Source organism: Kitasatospora sp. NPDC048407 (genome assembly GCF_043200475.1).
Classification (GTDB): Bacteria; Actinomycetota; Actinomycetes; order Streptomycetales; family Streptomycetaceae; genus Kitasatospora.
In genome coordinates this window covers 86,111-102,724 of sequence record NZ_JBICXW010000023.1, presented here as the reverse complement: position 1 = coordinate 102,724, position 16,614 = coordinate 86,111, and the positions used below count along the sequence as shown (strand labels likewise).

At 71.5% G+C, this 16,614-nt stretch carries 14 protein-coding genes; 8 read left to right on the top strand and 6 right to left on the bottom strand.

Going from position 1 to position 16,614, the window contains the following annotated elements; all coding sequences use genetic code 11:
* Positions 1-343: 343 nt before the first annotated feature.
* From ACGFWJ_RS30940 to ACGFWJ_RS30930, 3 genes are read left to right on the top strand one after another with little or no spacing between them, the layout of a single operon-like run.
* Positions 344-1,342 carry a hypothetical protein gene (locus tag ACGFWJ_RS30940; protein ID WP_392955374.1) on the top strand — a complete coding sequence of 333 codons (999 nt, stop codon included), beginning with the start codon at positions 344-346 and terminating at the stop codon, positions 1,340-1,342.
* Positions 1,339-2,076, top strand: coding sequence for a DUF4166 domain-containing protein (locus ACGFWJ_RS30935; protein ID WP_392955372.1), 738 nt, complete (start codon positions 1,339-1,341; stop codon positions 2,074-2,076). The genes ACGFWJ_RS30940 and ACGFWJ_RS30935 overlap by 4 nt, the downstream gene beginning before the upstream one ends.
* 32 nt (positions 2,077-2,108) lie before the next feature.
* On the top strand, positions 2,109-2,750 hold the full coding sequence (locus tag ACGFWJ_RS30930; RefSeq protein ID WP_392955370.1) for a TetR/AcrR family transcriptional regulator: 642 nt from the start codon (positions 2,109-2,111) through the stop codon (positions 2,748-2,750).
* 59 nt (positions 2,751-2,809) lie between these two features.
* Here the strand turns inward: ACGFWJ_RS30930 and ACGFWJ_RS30925 are convergent, their stop codons facing one another.
* The 3 genes from ACGFWJ_RS30925 to ACGFWJ_RS30915 all read right to left on the bottom strand — a co-directional run bounded on the left by ACGFWJ_RS30925 (position 2,810) and on the right by ACGFWJ_RS30915 (position 6,792).
* Positions 2,810-4,333 (bottom strand): CoA-acylating methylmalonate-semialdehyde dehydrogenase, encoded by a 1,524-nt coding sequence (locus ACGFWJ_RS30925; RefSeq protein ID WP_392955368.1) that lies wholly within the window; start codon positions 4,331-4,333, stop codon positions 2,810-2,812.
* A gap of 106 nt (positions 4,334-4,439) precedes the next feature.
* A complete protein-coding gene (locus tag ACGFWJ_RS30920; RefSeq protein ID WP_392955366.1) occupies positions 4,440-5,204 on the bottom strand; it encodes a hypothetical protein in 765 nt (254 codons plus the stop codon).
* A 73-nt stretch (positions 5,205-5,277) separates the two neighbouring features.
* Positions 5,278-6,792 (bottom strand): gamma-aminobutyraldehyde dehydrogenase, encoded by a 1,515-nt coding sequence (locus ACGFWJ_RS30915; RefSeq protein WP_392955364.1) that lies wholly within the window; start codon positions 6,790-6,792, stop codon positions 5,278-5,280.
* A 184-nt stretch (positions 6,793-6,976) separates the two neighbouring features.
* On the opposite strand from ACGFWJ_RS30915, the gene ACGFWJ_RS30910 reads away from it, so the two are divergent.
* A complete protein-coding gene (locus tag ACGFWJ_RS30910; RefSeq protein ID WP_392955362.1) occupies positions 6,977-8,623 on the top strand; it encodes a PucR family transcriptional regulator in 1,647 nt (548 codons plus the stop codon).
* 13 nt (positions 8,624-8,636) lie between these two features.
* Here ACGFWJ_RS30910 and ACGFWJ_RS30905 read toward each other — a convergent pair whose 3' ends face one another.
* The 3 genes from ACGFWJ_RS30905 to ACGFWJ_RS30895 form a co-directional block, all read right to left on the bottom strand.
* Complete coding sequence (locus ACGFWJ_RS30905) at positions 8,637-9,254, bottom strand: hypothetical protein (protein WP_392955360.1); 618 nt, start codon at positions 9,252-9,254, stop codon at positions 8,637-8,639.
* 123 nt (positions 9,255-9,377) lie between these two features.
* Positions 9,378-10,736 (bottom strand): aspartate aminotransferase family protein, encoded by a 1,359-nt coding sequence (locus ACGFWJ_RS30900; RefSeq protein WP_392955358.1) that lies wholly within the window; start codon positions 10,734-10,736, stop codon positions 9,378-9,380.
* Positions 10,737-10,909: 173 nt separating this feature from the next.
* On the bottom strand, positions 10,910-12,355 hold the full coding sequence (locus tag ACGFWJ_RS30895) for a gamma-aminobutyraldehyde dehydrogenase (RefSeq protein ID WP_392955356.1): 1,446 nt from the start codon (positions 12,353-12,355) through the stop codon (positions 10,910-10,912).
* Positions 12,356-12,621: 266 nt separating this feature from the next.
* Here ACGFWJ_RS30895 and ACGFWJ_RS30890 point away from each other — a divergent pair, with 266 nt between their 5' ends.
* The 4 genes from ACGFWJ_RS30890 to ACGFWJ_RS30875 all read left to right on the top strand — a co-directional run bounded on the left by ACGFWJ_RS30890 (position 12,622) and on the right by ACGFWJ_RS30875 (position 16,557).
* On the top strand, positions 12,622-13,095 hold the full coding sequence (locus tag ACGFWJ_RS30890; RefSeq protein ID WP_014138339.1) for an Lrp/AsnC family transcriptional regulator: 474 nt from the start codon (positions 12,622-12,624) through the stop codon (positions 13,093-13,095).
* Positions 13,092-14,486 (top strand): aspartate aminotransferase family protein, encoded by a 1,395-nt coding sequence (locus tag ACGFWJ_RS30885; protein WP_387649345.1) that lies wholly within the window; start codon positions 13,092-13,094, stop codon positions 14,484-14,486. The genes ACGFWJ_RS30890 and ACGFWJ_RS30885 overlap by 4 nt, the downstream gene beginning before the upstream one ends.
* Positions 14,487-14,700: 214 nt before the next feature.
* Positions 14,701-15,408, top strand: a complete 708-nt coding sequence (locus ACGFWJ_RS30880) for an ABC transporter ATP-binding protein (RefSeq protein ID WP_392955353.1) — start codon at positions 14,701-14,703, stop codon at positions 15,406-15,408.
* A 9-nt stretch (positions 15,409-15,417) separates the two neighbouring features.
* On the top strand, positions 15,418-16,557 hold the full coding sequence (locus tag ACGFWJ_RS30875) for a hypothetical protein (protein WP_392955351.1): 1,140 nt from the start codon (positions 15,418-15,420) through the stop codon (positions 16,555-16,557).
* Positions 16,558-16,614: the final 57 nt, after the last annotated feature.

The following is a 16,614-nucleotide window of genomic DNA, read 5'->3' as shown; positions in this document are numbered from 1 at the left end:
CTCTAGCCGATCCCCGCTCCGAAAAGCGAATCCGCCGCAATCTCCGAAAACGCGCACAGCAAATACGAACGGAGACGCGAAAAGGACGCGACCCGCTACGGATCAACTGGGTGGTTCTCAGGGATTGGCCGCCCCGGGACCGTCCACACAGATTGCGTGTCCGGTGCTCCCTGCCGAGCGACCAGTGAACACTACGCCGGATCCGCCCCAGGCGCAAACACCTCCCGCGGGCGCCCCGCCATCACCCCCGCAGCGCCAACTCTTGAGCAGTCGCTCAAACCTCTGCCATGATGGCCGCGCCAAGCGTTGAGCGATCGCTCAAACTCGCAACAAGGGGACATTCATGCCTGGTCAGGGGCGACGCCCGACCAAACCGATCTATGTGGAGCTGTCGATCCGCACGGATCTGGACACGCTCTGGGAGCTAACCCAGCGGCCGTGGCACCACCAGCGATGGGACGCCCGATTCAGCCGCATCGACTACCTGAACTCCCCGAGCGAGCAGAGCGCGCAGAGCGAGCAGAGCACCCGGAGCGAGCACCCGCCCGAGTCCGGTGCGGAGGCGGGGACGGAGAAGGGGACGGCCGAGGGAGCGGAGCCGGTCCGGTTCCGGTACCTGCTGGGGCTGGCAAGCGGGCCGGCGCTGACGGGAAGCGGGGTCACCACGGCCGAGCGGCGGCGACCGGACGGGCAGCGGGTGAGTGCGTTGCGCTTCGCGTCCGACTCGGGCTGGTCCCCGCTGCGGGAGGGTGCGGGGTACTGGCGCTACCTGCCCAGCGGTTCCAAGGACCCGGCGGCTGATGGGACCTCGGCGGACGGAGAGCCCCACGTCGCCTTCGTCACCGGCTACGACTACCGCAGCTGGCGTTGGCCCGGCGGTGCGCAGCTGGACCGCTGGCTGGTGCGGCCGTTCGTGGGGTGGCTGACGGCCTGGTCGTTCGACCGGCTGCGGCTGTGGGCGGAGCGCGGGATCTCGCCGGAGCGGGCGTTGTGGCACGGGCTGGCCGAGGTGGCGGTCCGGGCGGGAGCTGTGGCGCTGGCGGGGGTGGTGGATGCGGCGGTCACGGGGCAGGCCGTCGCGGGCGTGCTCACGGCGGGGGTGGTGCTGGTGTTCGCGGCGCTCGTCCCGCCCTCTCCGCTCACTCCGGCTGCCCGCCGCTGCCGTCGTCGCCCGCGCCCGGGTGCTCGCGGCCGGGCCGCCGCCCGCGCGCCCCGTCTCCTGACGGCGCTCGCCCCACCGTCCGACCGATCCGCTCCTTCTACGAGTTCTACGAGCCGGAAGCACCTCTCCCCACGCCGACCCAGCAGGAACCTGGGCACGACCACCCTGGAGCAGCCATGACAGTCACCCTTGCCGTCACCGACCCGGCCGGCTCCCCCGCCGCCGCGGCTCCGACCCGTTCGATCTTCCATGCGGCGCTCGGCGCGGACTTCGAGCGTCTGCACCCGGAGTTGCAGCGCCGGTTCGGCTTCTCCAGTGCGGATGGGATCGCCTGCATCGGCACGGGACGAATGGATCGGATCGAGCGCGGGTCGCGGCTGCTGGTGCCGTTTCTCCGTGTGGGGGCGCGCCGCAACATCCTCTTTCCGGAGCAGGGGCGGGACATTCCGTTCACGATCGCCAATTACGCGTACCGGGACGGGTTCGGACGGGAGACGGTGACGTTCGTGCGGACGTTCCAGTTCACCCGGCCGCGGCGGTTCGACGCGACGATGGTCGCGGCGGCGGGCCGGCCGGGGACGGTGCTCGACTATCTGGGCACGCATCAGGAGCTGGCGGTGGATCTGCGGCTGGGGGTGACAGCGCGCGGCGGGTTGACGATCTCCTCGGCGGCGCAGCGCTTGGCGCCGCTGGTGGGGGCGCCGGTGGTGCCGGAGTTGCTGACGGGGCGGGCGGAGTTGCACGAGTGGTTCGACGACGAGGCGGGGCGGTTCCGGATCAAGGTGCGGGTGAGCAATCCTCTGGTGGGGCTGGTGCTGGGGTACCAGGGGTGGTTCACGGCGGAGTACCCGCGGGTGGGGGCGGAGGGAATTCCGCGTCATGTCCGTCCGGTGCGCGAGAGCTTCCGGATGTAGTGCGACAACGACCGGCGACTACGCTGCGGCCCATGAGCGACACACGTGAGCGGTTGATGAATGCGGCGATCAGTGCGCTCAAGCGGCAGGGGATCGCGGGGGTGTCGGCGCGGACCATCGCCGGGGAGATCGGGGCCAATCAGGCGCTGGTGTTCTACCACTTCAAGACGGTGGAGGGGCTGCTCGCTGCGGCGGCGCTGCGCGAGACGGGTCTGCGGCTGGAGCGGTACCGCGAGCGGTTCGCGGAGGTGCGGTCGCTGCGCGAGTTGCTGACGGTCGGCCGGGAGCTGCATGCGCGGGAGCAGGAGGAGGGGAACGTCGCGCTGCTGGGGCAGTTCCTGGCGGGGGCGAAGGGCTATCCGCAGCTCGCGGAGGTGACGGCCGAGGCGCTGCAACTGTGGACGGTGGAGATCGAGGCCGTCCTGGTCCGGCTGTTCGTCGGTCATCCGCTGGCGGAGTTCCTCGACCTGAAGGGGCTGGCGCAGGCGGTGACGGCCGGGTTCATCGGCCTGGAGCTGTACGACGGTGTGGACCCGGCGGGCGCGGCGGGCGCGTTCGGGGCGCTGGACCAGCTGGGGGTGCTGGTCGAGGTGGTGGACGGCCTCGGCCCGGTGGTGTCGCGTGCGGTGCGGGCGACGGTGCGCCGGCAGGTGAAGAACAACAGCACGGAATAGCGGAACGCCGAACGGCCGGCCCCGGGCAGGGGGCCGGCCGTTCGGCTCGTACGGCGTTCTCAGCTGTTGGTGGGGAAGCCGAGGTTGATGCCGCCGTGCGAGGGGTCGAGCCAGCGCTGGGTGACGGCCTTGCCACGGGTGAAGAACTGGACGCCGTCGGCGCCGTACGCGTGGCTGTCGCCGAACAGCGAGGCCTTCCAGCCGCCGAACGAGTAGTAGGCGACGGGGACGGGGATCGGCACGTTGATGCCGACCATGCCGACCTCGACCTCGTTCTGGAAGCGCCGGGCCGCGCCGCCGTCGTTGGTGAAGATGGCGGTGCCGTTGCCGTACGGGTTGTTGTTGATCAGTTCCAGGCCCTCGTCGTAGGAGGGGACCCGGACGATCGACAGGATCGGGCCGAAGATCTCGTCGTTGTAGACGGACATGCCCGGCTTGACGTGGTCGAACAGGGTGGGGCCGAGCCAGAAGCCGTCGGCGGTGGGGACGCCCGAGGCGTCCTCGCCGGTGATGGCGTGCTTGCGGCCGTCGACGGCGAGTTCGGCACCGTCGGCGACGCCGGACTCGACGTAGGAGGTGACCTTGTCGCGGTGCTGGCCGGTGACCAGCGGGCCCATCTCGGAGTCGCCGTTGCAGCCGGGGCCGACCTTGAGGGTGGCCATCCGCTCCTTGATCTTGGCGACGAGTTCGTCACCGATCGGGTCGACGGCGACGAGCACGGAGACGGCCATGCAGCGCTCGCCGGCCGCGCCGAAGCCGGCGTTGATGGCGGCGTCGGCGGCCAGGTCGAGGTCGGCGTCGGGAAGCACCAGCATGTGGTTCTTGGCGCCGCCGAGGGCCTGCACGCGCTTGCCGTAGCGGGTGCCGGTCTCGTACACGTAGCGGGCGATGGGGGTGGAGCCGACGAAGGAGACCGACTTGATGTCGGGGTGCTCCAGCAGGCGGTCGACCGCGACCTTGTCGCCGTGCACGACGTTGAAGACGCCGTCGGGCAGGCCCGCTTCCTTCCACAGTTCGGCGATGAAGTTGGCGGCGGACGGGTCCTTCTCCGAGGGCTTCAGGACGACCGTGTTGCCGGCCGCGATCGCGATCGGGAAGAACCACATCGGCACCATGGCCGGGAAGTTGAACGGCGAGATGATGGCGACCGGGCCGAGCGGCTGGCGGATCGAGTAGACGTCGACGCCGGTGGAGGCCTGCTCGGTGAAGCCGCCCTTGATCAGCTGCGGGATGCCGCAGGCGTACTCGACGACTTCCTGGCCGCGGGCGAGCTCGCCGAGGGCGTCGGAGTGCACCTTGCCGTGCTCGGCGACGATGATCGCGGCGAGTTCGTCCTTGCGGGCGTTGAACAGCTCGCGGAAGTTGAACAGCACCTGGGTGCGCCTGGCGATGGACGCCTTGCGCCAGCTGGTGAAGGCCTGGGCGGCCGCGGCGACCGCCTGGTCGACCTCGGCGATCTCGGCGAAGTCGACCTGGCCGGTGGTCTGCCCGGTGGCCGGGTCGAAGATGTCGCCCCGGCGGGGCGCGGTTCCGGCGGTGGCGACGGGCTGGCCGCCGATCCAGTGCGTGATGTGCTTGCTCAAGGTCTCTGCCTCCGACTGTCCACGGACGTCCCGCGCTCGTTGTCCAGTCTGCTCCGCGTACTTGGTCCACTCAACGAGCACCCTGACGGAGAACCGCGATTCACCCTTACAGGTCGTCGGGAGCCTCGGAATCCTCGTCGCCGGCGTCCAGGTAGGGGTCGTGCAGCCCGTCGGCGAGTTCGGTGGTCTCCAGCAGGTCGAGCCGCAGGTCCTGGGCCCAGGTCTCGGCCCACTGCCGGATGTCGGCGGCGCCGGCCGGGAGCAGCGCGGCGGCGCTCTCCAGCCGGTCGGCGAGCATCCCGGGGGTGAACTCCTCGTCGAACGCGCCTGCCAGGGCGAGGAGTTGGCCTTCGCGCAGCCGGGCGGTCAGGGCGTGCAGGGCGAACAGGTCGGTGGGCAGCGCGCGTTCGCAGAGGGTGAGGACGGCGAGCGCGGCGGTGTCCTCCAGCGCGGCGACCGGGAGCGGGGCGCCGTCGGACAGCACCGGCGGGTGGCGCAGCGGTTCGCGCCGCAGTTCGATGCCGAGCGCGGGCCGGGCCGGGTCCGGGAGCCCGAGCCCTCCGGACGCGGTGACGGCGAGTTGGTGGCGGCGGGCGGTGCCGGGGGTGTCCTCGGTGCGGTGTCCGGCGGCGCGCAGCGTTTCGGCGAGTCCGGTGGCGAGGTCGGCGAGCGGCGGGCCGCCGGCGCAGACCAGCAGCAGCAGGTCGGTGCCGTGCAGCCGGACGGGCAGGCCGTGCAGCCGGAGCGCGTCCGCTCCGGCGAGTGCGAGGGCGTGCTGCAGGCAGTACGGCTGGGCGTCGGTGAGCAGCCGGGTGCGGTCGGCGTGCGGGTCCAGGGCGGGTGGCCCGGGGTCGGCGGTGCTGGTGTCCATGGGGACAGTGTGGGCCGCCCGGGCCGCCCGGTGCGGCGGCGCAGCTGCACGACACGCTGCGCCGCCCGCGTGGTCAGCGGTCGCCGAAGATGGTGCGGTGCCAGTCCTTGCGGGCGACCGCGGTGGTGTCGAACATGACGTGCTTGACCTGGGTGTACTCGTCCAGCGAGTACTGCGACATGTCCTTGCCGTAGCCGGAGGCCTTGTATCCGCCGTGCGGCATCTCGCTGATGATCGGGATGTGGTCGTTCACCCAGACGCAGCCGGCGGCGATCTCCCGGGTGGCGCGCAGCGAGCGGTGGATGTCGCGGGTCCAGGCGGAGGCGGCCAGGCCGTAGGGGGTGTCGTTGGCGAGCCGCAGGCCCTCCTCGTCGCTGTCGAAGGGCAGCACGACGAGCACGGGGCCGAAGATCTCGCCCTGGACGACCTCGCTGTCCTGGGCGGCGCCGGCGATCAGGGTGGGACGGTAGTAGGCGCCGAGGGTGAGGTCGGTGCCGTCGTGGCCCTTGCCGTCGGCGGGGCCTCCGGTGACCACGGTGGCGTAGGAGCGGGCGCGTTCGACGAAGCCGGCGACGCGGTCGCGGTGGGCGAAGGAGACCAGCGGGCCCAGGTCGGTCTGCGGGTTCATCGGGTCGCCGAGGCGGATCGCGGCGTACAGCTCGGCGACGCCGGCCACGAAGGCGTCGTACAGCGGGCGCTGGACGTAGGCGCGGGTGGCGGCGGTGCAGTCCTGGCCGCTGTTGATCAGCGAGCCGGCGACGGCGCCGTGCACGGCGGCGTCCAGGTCGGCGTCGTCGAAGACCACGAACGGGGCCTTGCCGCCGAGTTCGAGGTGGGTGCGCTTGACGGTGGCGGTGGCGATCTCGGCGACCCGCTTGCCGACGGCGGTGGAGCCGGTGAAGGACACCATGGCGACGTCGGGGTGTCCGATCAGATGCTCGCCGGCGGTGCGTCCGGCGCCGGTGATGACGTTGACGACGCCGTCGGGGATGCCGGCGTCGGTGCAGGCCCGGGCGAACATCAGCGAGGTGAGCGGGGTGAGCTCGGCAGGCTTGAGGACGATGGTGTTGCCGGCCGCGATGGCCGGGAGGATCTTCCAGGCGGCCATCTGCAGCGGGTAGTTCCACGGCGCGATGCTGCCGATCACGCCGATCGCCTCGCGGCGCACGTACGAGGTGTGGTCGCCGCTGTACTCGCCGGCGGCCTTGCCTTCGAGGTTGCGGGCGGCGCCGGCGAAGAACGCGGTGTTGTCGATGGTGCCGGGGACGTCGAACTCCGTGGACAGCTTGATCGGCTTGCCGGTCTGCGCGGTCTCCACCCGGGCGAACTGGCCGGCCCGCTCGCCGAGGATGCCGGCCAGCCGGTTCAGCGCCTCCGAGCGGGCGCCGGGGGTGGCGCCGGACCACTCGGGCAACGCGGCGCGGGCGGCGGCAACCGCCGCGTCGACATCGGCGGTGGTGGCGAGCTCGACCTGCTGGACGGTGCTGCCGTCGGCGGGGTTGACCACGCTGAACGGCTCACCGCCGGAGGCTCGGGTCAAGCGGCCCGCGATGTACTGCGCGCCGTCGTTGAAGCTGGTCAGGTCCATGAGTTGCCTCCATTGCCTACTCGACCCGGCCGACGATGCCTCGATTCGGGTGGCCGGGGCAAGCGTCACTCAGCAACGGCCCTCCCGACCCTCCTTACACGCTGCAAGGCCCGCACCTGGGCGACAGGGCGTTGCTCACGAGCATGATTCACTTGACACCCTGAAACCCCTGGAGGTACCCGCGATGCTCCCCACCGTCGCCCGCGTGCTCGATCTCGACGTGATGCGGCGCGGCCTGCCCCAGGTGGTGGCCGGCGCCTCCGCGCTGGAGCGGCCGGTGCGCTGGGTGCACGTCAGCGAGCTGCCGGACCTGGCGGGGCTGCTGCACGGCGGTGAGCTGGTGCTGTCCACCGGCATCGCGCTCCCGGAGGACCGGGAGGGGCTGGCCCGGTACGTGCGGGAGCTGGCCGAGGTCGGGGTGGCCGGGCTGGTGATCGAGTTCGGCCGGCGCTACTTCGACTCGCTGCCACGCGCGCTGGTGGCGGCCGCCGAGCGTCACAACCTGCCGCTGGTGGTGCTGCGCCGCGAGCTGAAGTTCGTCGCGGTGACCGAGGCGGTGCACGCGCTGGTGGTGAACGCGCAGCTGGAGCAGCTGCGGGTGTCCGAGGCGGTGCACCAGGTGTTCAACGAGCTGGCCACCGAGGGCGCGGAGCCCTCCGAGGTGGTCCGGCAGGTCGGCCGGATGGCGGGCGCGCCGGTGGTGCTGGAGAACCTGGCCCACCAGGTGCTGGCGCACGACACGGCGGGCCGCGGCGAGCAGGAGCTGCTGGAGAACTGGGAGCACCGCTCGCGCGGCGTCCACCCGCCCGGCCGCACCGGCTACGACCCGCGCTCGGGCTGGCTGGTCACCACGGTCGGCGCGCGCGGCCAGGACTGGGGCCGACTGGTACTGGTCGACGAGCCCGCGCCGCTCCCCCGGGACATGCCGCACAAGCACGCGATGCTGCTGGAGCGCGGCGCGGCCACCCTCGCGCTGAACCGGCTGGTGGTCCGCGACCGCGAGTCGCTGGAGCGGCAGACCCACCGCACCCTGCTGTCGGGCATCCTCACCCACGCCCTCACCGTCTCCGAGGTGTCGCTGCGCGCACAGGCTCTCGGCGTCCCGCTGGAGGGCCGCCGCCTGGTCGGCGTGGTGCTGAGGCAGCGTCAGGGTCCGCTCCCCGCCGCCCTGGAGGCGCAGGCCCGCCTGCGCGACTTCACCGAACTGGCCGCCACCGCGATCCGCTCCGCCCGGCTCTCCGCCCTGGTCGGCGCGCTGGACGACGAGGGCGTGGGCGTCCTGATCGCGCTCGGCTCGCAGCAGGACGAACACACCTCGCTGGAGGCCTTCGCCGCGGCGCTGCGCCGGCTGTCCACCGAGGCCGGCCGGGACGGCGCGGCCGCCGAACCGGTCATAGCGGTCGGCTCCTCGGTGGGCTCGGTCCGCGACGCCCGCCGCGCCCTGCTGGAAGCCACCCAGGTCGCCGACGCCGCCCTGCACGACGCCCCCGGCAGTCGCGCCGCCTACTACCGCCTCCCCGACGTCCGCCTGCGCGGCCTCCTGCACCTGCTGCGCGACGACGAGCGCCTGCAGACCTACGTGGAACGCGAGCTCGGCCCCCTCCTCGCCCACGACGCCGAACACGGCGGCCAGTTGGTGCAGATGCTGCGCATCTACCTGGAACAGGGCCGCAACAAGTCCGCCGCCGCGGACGCCGCCCACCTGTCCCGCCCGTCCTTCTACGACCGCCTCCACAAGGTCGAGCGCATCCTCGGCGTCGACCTGGACCAGGTGGAGTCCTGCCTCTCCCTGCACGTCGCCCTGCTGGCGCTGGACGCGGTGCGCCGCTGACGCGCCCCCGGGGTCAGCGCGGGCCGAGCGCGACCAGCGGGTTGAGCTCCTTCTCGATGATCTCCAGCGCGGCCTTCGAGCCGTCCGCGAAGTGCAGGTCGGCGCGGTTGGAGAGCCAGGTGTGCCGAGGCTCGACCCGGACCAGCTGGGCGTAGGGCAGCTCGCCGAGCGCCCGCAGGGTGCGGCTGCCGCCGCGGCCGGCCAGCAGGATCCGCCGGTCGGTGAAGACCATCAGCACGTCGTCGTTCTCGTAGTTGCCGTCGGCGGAGCGCACCGCGACGACGAACTGTCCGGCCTGGCTCCGCCAGCCGCCGATCAGGCCGCGGCCGCGAAAGAGCCGGCGGAACATGCGGATCACGCCCCAAGTGCAGTCCTCCACCAGGTAGGCGAGGAACTCACCGAGGTTGACCAGCACGAACAGACAGCCGAGCCCGACCTCGGCGACACCCCCGGAGTGCGCCTTGCGGTAGCGGCGCGGCGGACGGCGGATCAGGTCGCAGAGGTCGGTGTCCACGATGCCGCGCACCTGCTCGCCAGGCGCCAGCAGGTGGGCGATCTTCGGCAGGTGCTCGCCGCCGTGCTGGACCGTGCCGGGGAACGACGGGGCGCCGTAGGGGTGGTACTGGCTCATCCGAAGGCTCCTCGATGCGGGTCCGCGGCACCCGACAGGGCTGCTTGAGCCGATCATCGTACCTACCGACCGCAGCACGAAGGCCCCGGGCAGTCGCCCGAGGCCTTCTCAGCTGCCGTTTCGTCAGATCACGTGCGCGTCGGTGAGGGTGAGCACCTCGTCGAGGACGGCCAGGCCGGTCTTGGCGTCCTCCTCGCTGATGTTGCACGGCGGGACCACGTGGAAGCGGTTCATGTTGGTGAACGGCCACAGGCCGCGCTGCTTGCAGGCCGCGGCGAGCTGCGCCATCGGCGCGTTGTCGGCGCCGGCCGCGTTGTAGGGCACCAGCGGCTCGCGGGTCTCACGGTTCTTCACCAGGTCGAGCGCCCAGAACACGCCGAGGCCGCGGACCTCGCCGATCGAGGCGTGCCGCTCCGCCAGCTCGCGCAGGCCGGGGCCGAGCACGTTCTCGCCGATGTGCTTGGCGTTCTCCACGATGCCCTCCTCGGCCATCGTGTTGATCGTGGCCACGGCGGAGGCGCAGGCCAGCGGGTGGCCGGAGTAGGTGAGGCCGCCGGGGAACGCCTTCTGCGCGAAGGTCTCGGCGATCGCCCCGGAGATCGCCACGCCGCCGAGCGGCAGGTAGCCGGAGTTGACGCCCTTGGCGAAGGTCAGCAGGTCGGGGGTGATGCCCCAGTGGTCGGCGGCGAACCACTCGCCGGTGCGGCCGAACCCGGCCATCACCTCGTCCAGGATGAACACGATCCCGTACTTGTCGCAGATCTCCCGCACGCCCGCCAGGTAGCCGGCCGGCGGCACCAGGATGCCCGCGGTGCCGACCACGGTCTCCAGGATGATCGCCGCGACGGTGCCGGGGCCCTCGAACGCGAGGGTCTGCTCCAGGTGCGCGAGCGCACGCTCGCACTCCTGCGCCTCGTTCTCGGCGTGGAAGTTCGAGCGGTAGGCGTACGGGCCCCAGAAGTGCACGATGCCGGAGACGCCGGCCTCGTTCGCCCAGCGGCGCGGGTCGCCGGTCAGGGCGATCGCGTTGGCGGTGGCGCCGTGGTACGAGCGGTAGGTGGAGAGCACCTTGTGCCGGCCGGTGTGCAGCCGGGCCATCCGGATCGCGTTCTCGTTCGCCTCGGCGCCGCCGTTGGTGAAGAAGATCTTGTCCAGGTCGCCGGGGGTGCGCTCGGCGATCAGCCGCGCGGCCTCGCTGCGCGACTCCTCGGCGAAGCCCGGGGCGATGGTGCACAGCTGGGCGGCCTTCGCCTGGATCGCGGCGACCACCTTCGGGTGCTGGTGACCGATGTTGGTGTTCACCAACTGCGAGGAGAAGTCCAGGTAGCGGTTGCCGTCGTAGTCCCAGAAGTAGGAGCCCTCGGCACCGGCCACCGCGAGGGGGTCGATCAGTGCTTGGGCGGACCACGAGTGGAAGACGTGCGCACGATCGGCGGCCTTGACGGCCTGCCCGGCGACCGAGTCAGCGGTGGGAGTGCTCATGCGCCCAGCGTAGGGAGCCGACTCCTCCCGGGGCAGCTGCATCGTGTCACGGAGCTCGTGTCGCACCCTGACAACGTGAAGGGGCGCGAGGAACTGCGCGCCCGACCATGCACTCACGTAGAGCGATGATCGGTGGCCCAGTTCCTCGCGCCCCTCTTCCGTCCGCTACCGCGTCAGATCGCGGTCATGACGTGCTTGATCCGGGTGTAGTCCTCGAAGCCGTAGGACGACAGGTCCTTGCCGTAGCCGGACTTCTTGAAGCCACCGTGCGGCATCTCGGCGACCAGCGGGATGTGGGTGTTGATCCACACCGCGCCGAAGTCCAGGCGGCGGGACATCCGCATCGCGCGGGCGTGGTCCTTGGTCCACACCGAGGAGGCGAGCGCGAACTCGACGCCGTTGGCGTAGTTGACGGCCTGCTCCTCGTCGGTGAACTTCTGCACGGTGATGACCGGGCCGAAGACCTCGTTCTGGATGATCTCGTCGTCCTGCTTCAGGCCGGAGACCACGGTCGGCGCGTAGAAGTAGCCGACCTCGCCGACCCGGTGACCGCCGGCCTCGACCTTGGCGTGCTCGGGCAGGCGCTCGATGAAGCCGGTGACCTGCTTCAGCTGGTTGGCGTTGTTGAGCGGGCCGTAGAGCACGTCCTCGTCGTCCACGCCACCGGTCTTGATGTCCTTGGCGGCCTTGGCGAGCGCCTCGACGAACGCGTCGTGGATCGACTCGTGCACCAGCACGCGGGTGGCGGCGGTGCAGTCCTGGCCGGCGTTGAAGTAGCCGGCGACCGAGATGCCCTCGACGGCCTCGGCGATGTCGGCGTCGTCGAACACCACCACGGGGGCCTTGCCGCCGAGCTCCAGGTGGACGCGCTTGACGTCCTTCGCGGCGGACTCGGCGACCTGCATGCCGGCCCGGACCGAGCCGGTGATGGAGGCCATCGCCGGGGTGTGGTGCTCGACCATCAGGCGGCCGGTCTCACGGTCGCCGCAGATCACGTTGAAGATGCCGGCCGGCAGCTCCATCTCCTTCAGCACGCCGCCGATGATCTCGGCCAGCAGCACGGTGGAGGCGGGGGTGGTGTCGGACGGCTTGAGCACCACGGCGTTGCCCGCGGCGATCGCCGGGGCGAACTTCCACACGGCCATCATCATCGGGTAGTTCCACGGCGCGACCTGCGCGCAGACGCCGACCGGCTCGCGGCGGATCATGGAGGTCATCCCGTCCATGTACTCGCCCGCGGCCTTGCCCTCCAGCAGGCGGGCGGCGCCGGCGAAGAAGCGCAGCTGGTCGACCATCGGGCCGATCTCCTCGGAGAGGGTCAGCGCGCGCGGCTTGCCGGTGTTGCGGACCTCGGCGTCGACGATCTCGTCGGCCCGGGCCTCGACCGCGTCGGCGATCTTGAGCAGCAGCTTCTGCCGGGTGGACGGGGTGGAGTCCCGCCAGATCGGGAACGCGGCGGCCGCGGCCTCCATCGCGGCGTCCACGTCGGCGGCACCGGACAGCGGGGAGGTCGCGTACACCTCACCCGTGGTCGGGTCGACGATGTCGAGGGTGCGGCCGTCCGCCGCGTCGACGAACTCACCGTTGATGTAGTTGCGCAGCGTACGAAGCTCGCTCACGGGTCTCTCCTCGGTCTGGGCCTGCCTCGTTGCATCCCCGGGCGCCAGATTACTCCGGACCGGCGCAGACACAGCATGTCAGCGACAAGCCACGATCGGCGGTGTGCACGCTCGCGCGTGTACGTCGTCAGACTACCTCCGACACTGCCGGAATCGACAGGGACCCGCCCGAAGCGCCACGCATTCCGTTCTTGATCATCGAATGGACGACGAAATCAGCAGCATCACCGCTTGCGAATCCTTGCCATGTCGGGCACAGTGTCGGCGTGGCCAACCGTGACCGGAACGCCAGCGTTCCCCTCGACGCCGCCTCCAAGGCGATCATCGAGCAACTCCAGGAGGACGGGCGCCGTCCGTACGCCGCCATCGGCAAGGCTGTAGGCCTGTCCGAGGCGGCCGTTCGACAGCGCGTCCAGAAGCTGCTCGACCAGGGCGTGATGCAGATCGTCGCCGTGACCGATCCCCTCACCGTCGGCTTCACCCGCCAGGCGATGGTGGGCATCCGGGTCGAGGGCGACATCGAGCCGGTCGCGGACGCGCTGGCCGCGTTCGACGAGGTCGACTACGTGGTCTGCACCGCGGGCTCGTTCGACCTCCTCGCAGAGCTGGTGTGCGAGGACGACGAACACCTCCTCGAACTGATCAACAAGCGCATCCGCTCGCTTCCCGGCGTGCGGAGCACCGAGAGCTTCGTTTACCTGAAGCTCCGGAAACAGACCTACACCTGGGGCACCCGATGACAGCCGAGCCGGCGCAGAAGGACCTTTCCAAGACCGCCTACGACCACCTGTGGATGCACTTCACCCGCATGTCGTCGTACGAGAACTCCCCCGTGCCGACGATTGTCCGGGGCGAGGGCACCTACGTCTGGGACGACAAGGGGCGCAAGTACCTCGACGGGCTCGCCGGCCTGTTCGTCGTCCAGGCCGGCCACGGCCGCGAGGAGCTGGCCGAGGCCGCTGCCAAGCAGGCCAAGGAGCTCGCCTTCTTCCCGGTGTGGAGCTACGCCCACCCGAAGGCCGTCGAGCTGGCCGAGCGCCTGGCCAACTACGCCCCGGGCGACCTGAACAAGGTCTTCTTCTCCACCGGTGGCGGCGAGGCCGTCGAGACCGCGTGGAAGCTCGCCAAGCAGTACTTCAAGCTGACCGGCAAGCCGACCAAGTACAAGGTCATCTCCCGCGCGGTCGCCTACCACGGCACCCCGCAGGGCGCCCTGTCGATCACCGGCCTGCCGGGCCTGAAGGCCCCGTTCGAGCCGCTGGTTCCGGGCACCCACAAGGCCCCGAACACCAACATCTACCGCGCCCCGGCCTTCCTCGAGGGCCCCGACGGCACGGTCGACCCCGAGGCCTACGGCCGCTGGTGCGCCGACGAGATCGAGGTGGCCATCCTCAACGAGGGCGCCGAGACCGTCGCCGCCGTCTTCGTCGAGCCGGTGCAGAACGCCGGTGGCTGCTTCCCGCCGCCGCCCGGGTACTTCCAGCGCCTGCGCGAGATCTGCGACCGCCACGACGTGCTGCTGGTCTCGGACGAGGTCATCTGCGCCTTCGGCCGCCTGGGCACCATGTTCGGCGCCGAGAAGTTCAACTACATGCCCGACATGATCACCTGCGCCAAGGGCATGACCTCGGGTTACTCCCCGATCGGCGCCACGATCATCTCGGACCGCCTGGCCGAGCCGTTCTACAAGGGTGACAACACCTTCCTGCACGGCTACACCTTCGGTGGTCACCCGGTGTCCTCCGCGGTGGCGCTGGCCAACCTCGACATCTTCGAGCGTGAGGGCCTGAACCAGCACGTCCTCGACAACGAGTCGAAGTTCCTCGGCACCCTGAACAAGCTGCGCGACCTGCCGATCGTCGGCGACGTTCGCGGTAACGGCTACTTCTACGGCATCGAGCTCGTCAAGGACAAGGTCACCAAGGAGTCGTTCAACGACGAAGAGGTCGAGCGCGTTCTGTACGGCTTCCTGTCGAAGGCGCTGTTCGACAACGGCCTGTACTGCCGTGCCGACGACCGTGGCGACCCGGTCATCCAGCTGGCCCCGCCGCTGATCTCCGACCAGTCGACCTTCGACGAGATCGAGCAGATCCTGCGGACCAGCCTGACCGACGCGTGGGCGAAGATCTGATCACCTGAGCTTTCTTCCCCACCCTCCACCGAAGGGCGGCCCCGACTCCTCACGTCGGGACCGCCCTTCGGCGTATCCGGAAGCAAATCTGCGGGCAACACGCCGCTTTCGCGACGATTCGCCCCCGTTCGGGCCAGTGCGGCGCACCCGCACCACCGTCCGATCGTTCTAATCTGACGACTGTCATATCCCCGTCGGCACCTGGATGGATCACATGTCAGCGGCCCCGCCCGACAACGACGTGCTCTGGGCCCGAGGGATCGTCAAGTCCCACTACGGCACCCCCGCACTGCGCGGCGTCTCCCTCCGCGTCCGCGAGGGCGAGATGCTCGCCGTCACCGGCCCGCGCGGCTCCGGCAAGTCCACCCTGCTCGGCTGCCTGTCCGCGCAACTCCCGGTCGACGAGGGCGAGGTCTGGTTCCACAGCTCCCCCGTGCACACCCTCGGCCGGGCCGGACGCGAACGGCTGCGCCGCGAACGCTTCGGCTACGTCGGCCCCGAACCGCACCTGGTACCGGAACTGACCGCCCGTGAGAACGTCGCCCTGCCCCTGCTGCTGGCCGGCGCCGGCCACCGGGCCGCCCACCGGGCCGCCACCGAATGGCTCGACCGCCTCGACGTCGCCGACTGCGCCAAGCTGCGGCCCGCCGACCTCCTGCAGGACCGCCGCCAGCGGATCGCCGTCGCCCGCGCCCTCGCCGCCGAGCCGCCCGTGGTCTTCGCCGACGACCCCACCGCGCCGCTGCACCGCGACGCCCGCGAGCAGGTCCTCCGGATACTGACCAGCGCCGCCCGCTCCCACCACCTGACGCTGGTACTCGCCACCCACGACCCGGAACTCGCCCGCTACGCCGACCGCACCGTCCACCTGATCGACGGCCGGATCGCGACCGAACCCGCCGCCGTCCCCGCCGGGCGCTGAGAGGCCGACGTGTACTATCTCGGACTCGCCCGCGGCTACCGCGCCCCCGACCTGGTCCGCTGGCTGCTCACCGCCACCGCCGCCGCCGTGGTCGCCGCCTTCCTGCTGCGCGCCCTCGGCCGGGCCCTGGCCGAACCCGCCGCCGGCGCCGACCGGCTGCTGTGGTGCCTGCCCCCGCTGGCCGCCGTCGCCTGGTTCGCCGCCGTCGCCGCCCGCGCCGTCCCCGCCCAGCACCCCGAGCGGATCACCGGCCTCACCGCCGCCGGCGCCGGCCCCCGCCGGATCCGGCTGCTGATCGCCGGCGATATCGCCCTCGCCTACGCCCTCGGCTCCGGGCTCACCCTGCTGCTCTTCCTGGTGCTGCGCAACGACATCGCCGGGCCCTCGCTCGCCGCCGACATCGGCCTGGGCATCCCGCTGCCCACCGCCGCACCCGTCACCCTGCTCGCCGTCCCCGCGCTGGTCGCCGGAGTCTCCGCGGCCTGCGCCGTGCGGTTCCCCGACACCCTGCCCGGCCGCCCCGCCGAACCCGCCCCGGCTCGCTGGAGCGCCCGGCGGCTCGCCCTGCCGGGCCCGCTGCTGCTCGCCGGCATCGGCCTCGAACTGTACGGACTGCGGCCCGGCGCCACCGACGCCGAAAAGACCCTCGACCTGCCCGGCGGCCTGCCCGCCACCAGCCCCGCCCTGCTGGCCGGCTGGACGCTCGCCGCCCTCGCGCTCGCCCTGTGGACCGGCCCGCTGCTCGCCCTCGCCGGACGGCTGATGGTGATCCGCCGGCCCGCGCCGCTGCGCCTGCTGGCCGGCCGCGCGCTCACCGCCCAGGCACCCCGCCTCGGCACACCGCTGGCCGTGCTCACCGCGATCGCGGCGCTGCTGCTGGTGGCCGGCCGCGAGTGGGCCCGCGCCGACGCCGACGTCCCCACCCTCACCCTGGTCGAGGGGCTGCTGATCCTGGCCTGCGCCGTCGCCGCGCTCGCCGCCCGGCTGCTGGAACTGCGCGCCGACCGCCGCACCACCCTCGCCACCCTGGACCGGCTCGGCACCCCGCCCGGCCTGCTCACCGGCACCCTCGCCCTGCGCGCCCTCGCCGCCGGCACCGTCCTGCTGGTGACCGGCGGACTGACGCTGGCGCTCTGCCCGCTGAGGTAGCACCCACGAACGCGGAACGCCCCGGTGGTTTCCACCGGGGCGTTCGTGCTGCTGCGG

Coding starts and splice junctions, on each gene's coding strand:
- ACGFWJ_RS30940 (WP_392955374.1), top strand. CDS start 344: ATGCCTGGTCAGGGGCGACGCCCGACCAAACCGATCTATGTGGAGCTG.
- ACGFWJ_RS30935 (WP_392955372.1), top strand. CDS start 1,339: ATGACAGTCACCCTTGCCGTCACCGACCCGGCCGGCTCCCCCGCCGCC.
- ACGFWJ_RS30930 (WP_392955370.1), top strand. CDS start 2,109: ATGAGCGACACACGTGAGCGGTTGATGAATGCGGCGATCAGTGCGCTC.
- ACGFWJ_RS30920 (WP_392955366.1), bottom strand. CDS start 5,204: ATGGACACCAGCACCGCCGACCCCGGGCCACCCGCCCTGGACCCGCAC.
- ACGFWJ_RS30915 (WP_392955364.1), bottom strand. CDS start 6,792: ATGGACCTGACCAGCTTCAACGACGGCGCGCAGTACATCGCGGGCCGC.
- ACGFWJ_RS30910 (WP_392955362.1), top strand. CDS start 6,977: ATGCTCCCCACCGTCGCCCGCGTGCTCGATCTCGACGTGATGCGGCGC.
- ACGFWJ_RS30905 (WP_392955360.1), bottom strand. CDS start 9,254: ATGAGCCAGTACCACCCCTACGGCGCCCCGTCGTTCCCCGGCACGGTC.
- ACGFWJ_RS30900 (WP_392955358.1), bottom strand. CDS start 10,736: ATGAGCACTCCCACCGCTGACTCGGTCGCCGGGCAGGCCGTCAAGGCC.
- ACGFWJ_RS30885 (WP_387649345.1), top strand. CDS start 13,092: ATGACAGCCGAGCCGGCGCAGAAGGACCTTTCCAAGACCGCCTACGAC.
- ACGFWJ_RS30880 (WP_392955353.1), top strand. CDS start 14,701: ATGTCAGCGGCCCCGCCCGACAACGACGTGCTCTGGGCCCGAGGGATC.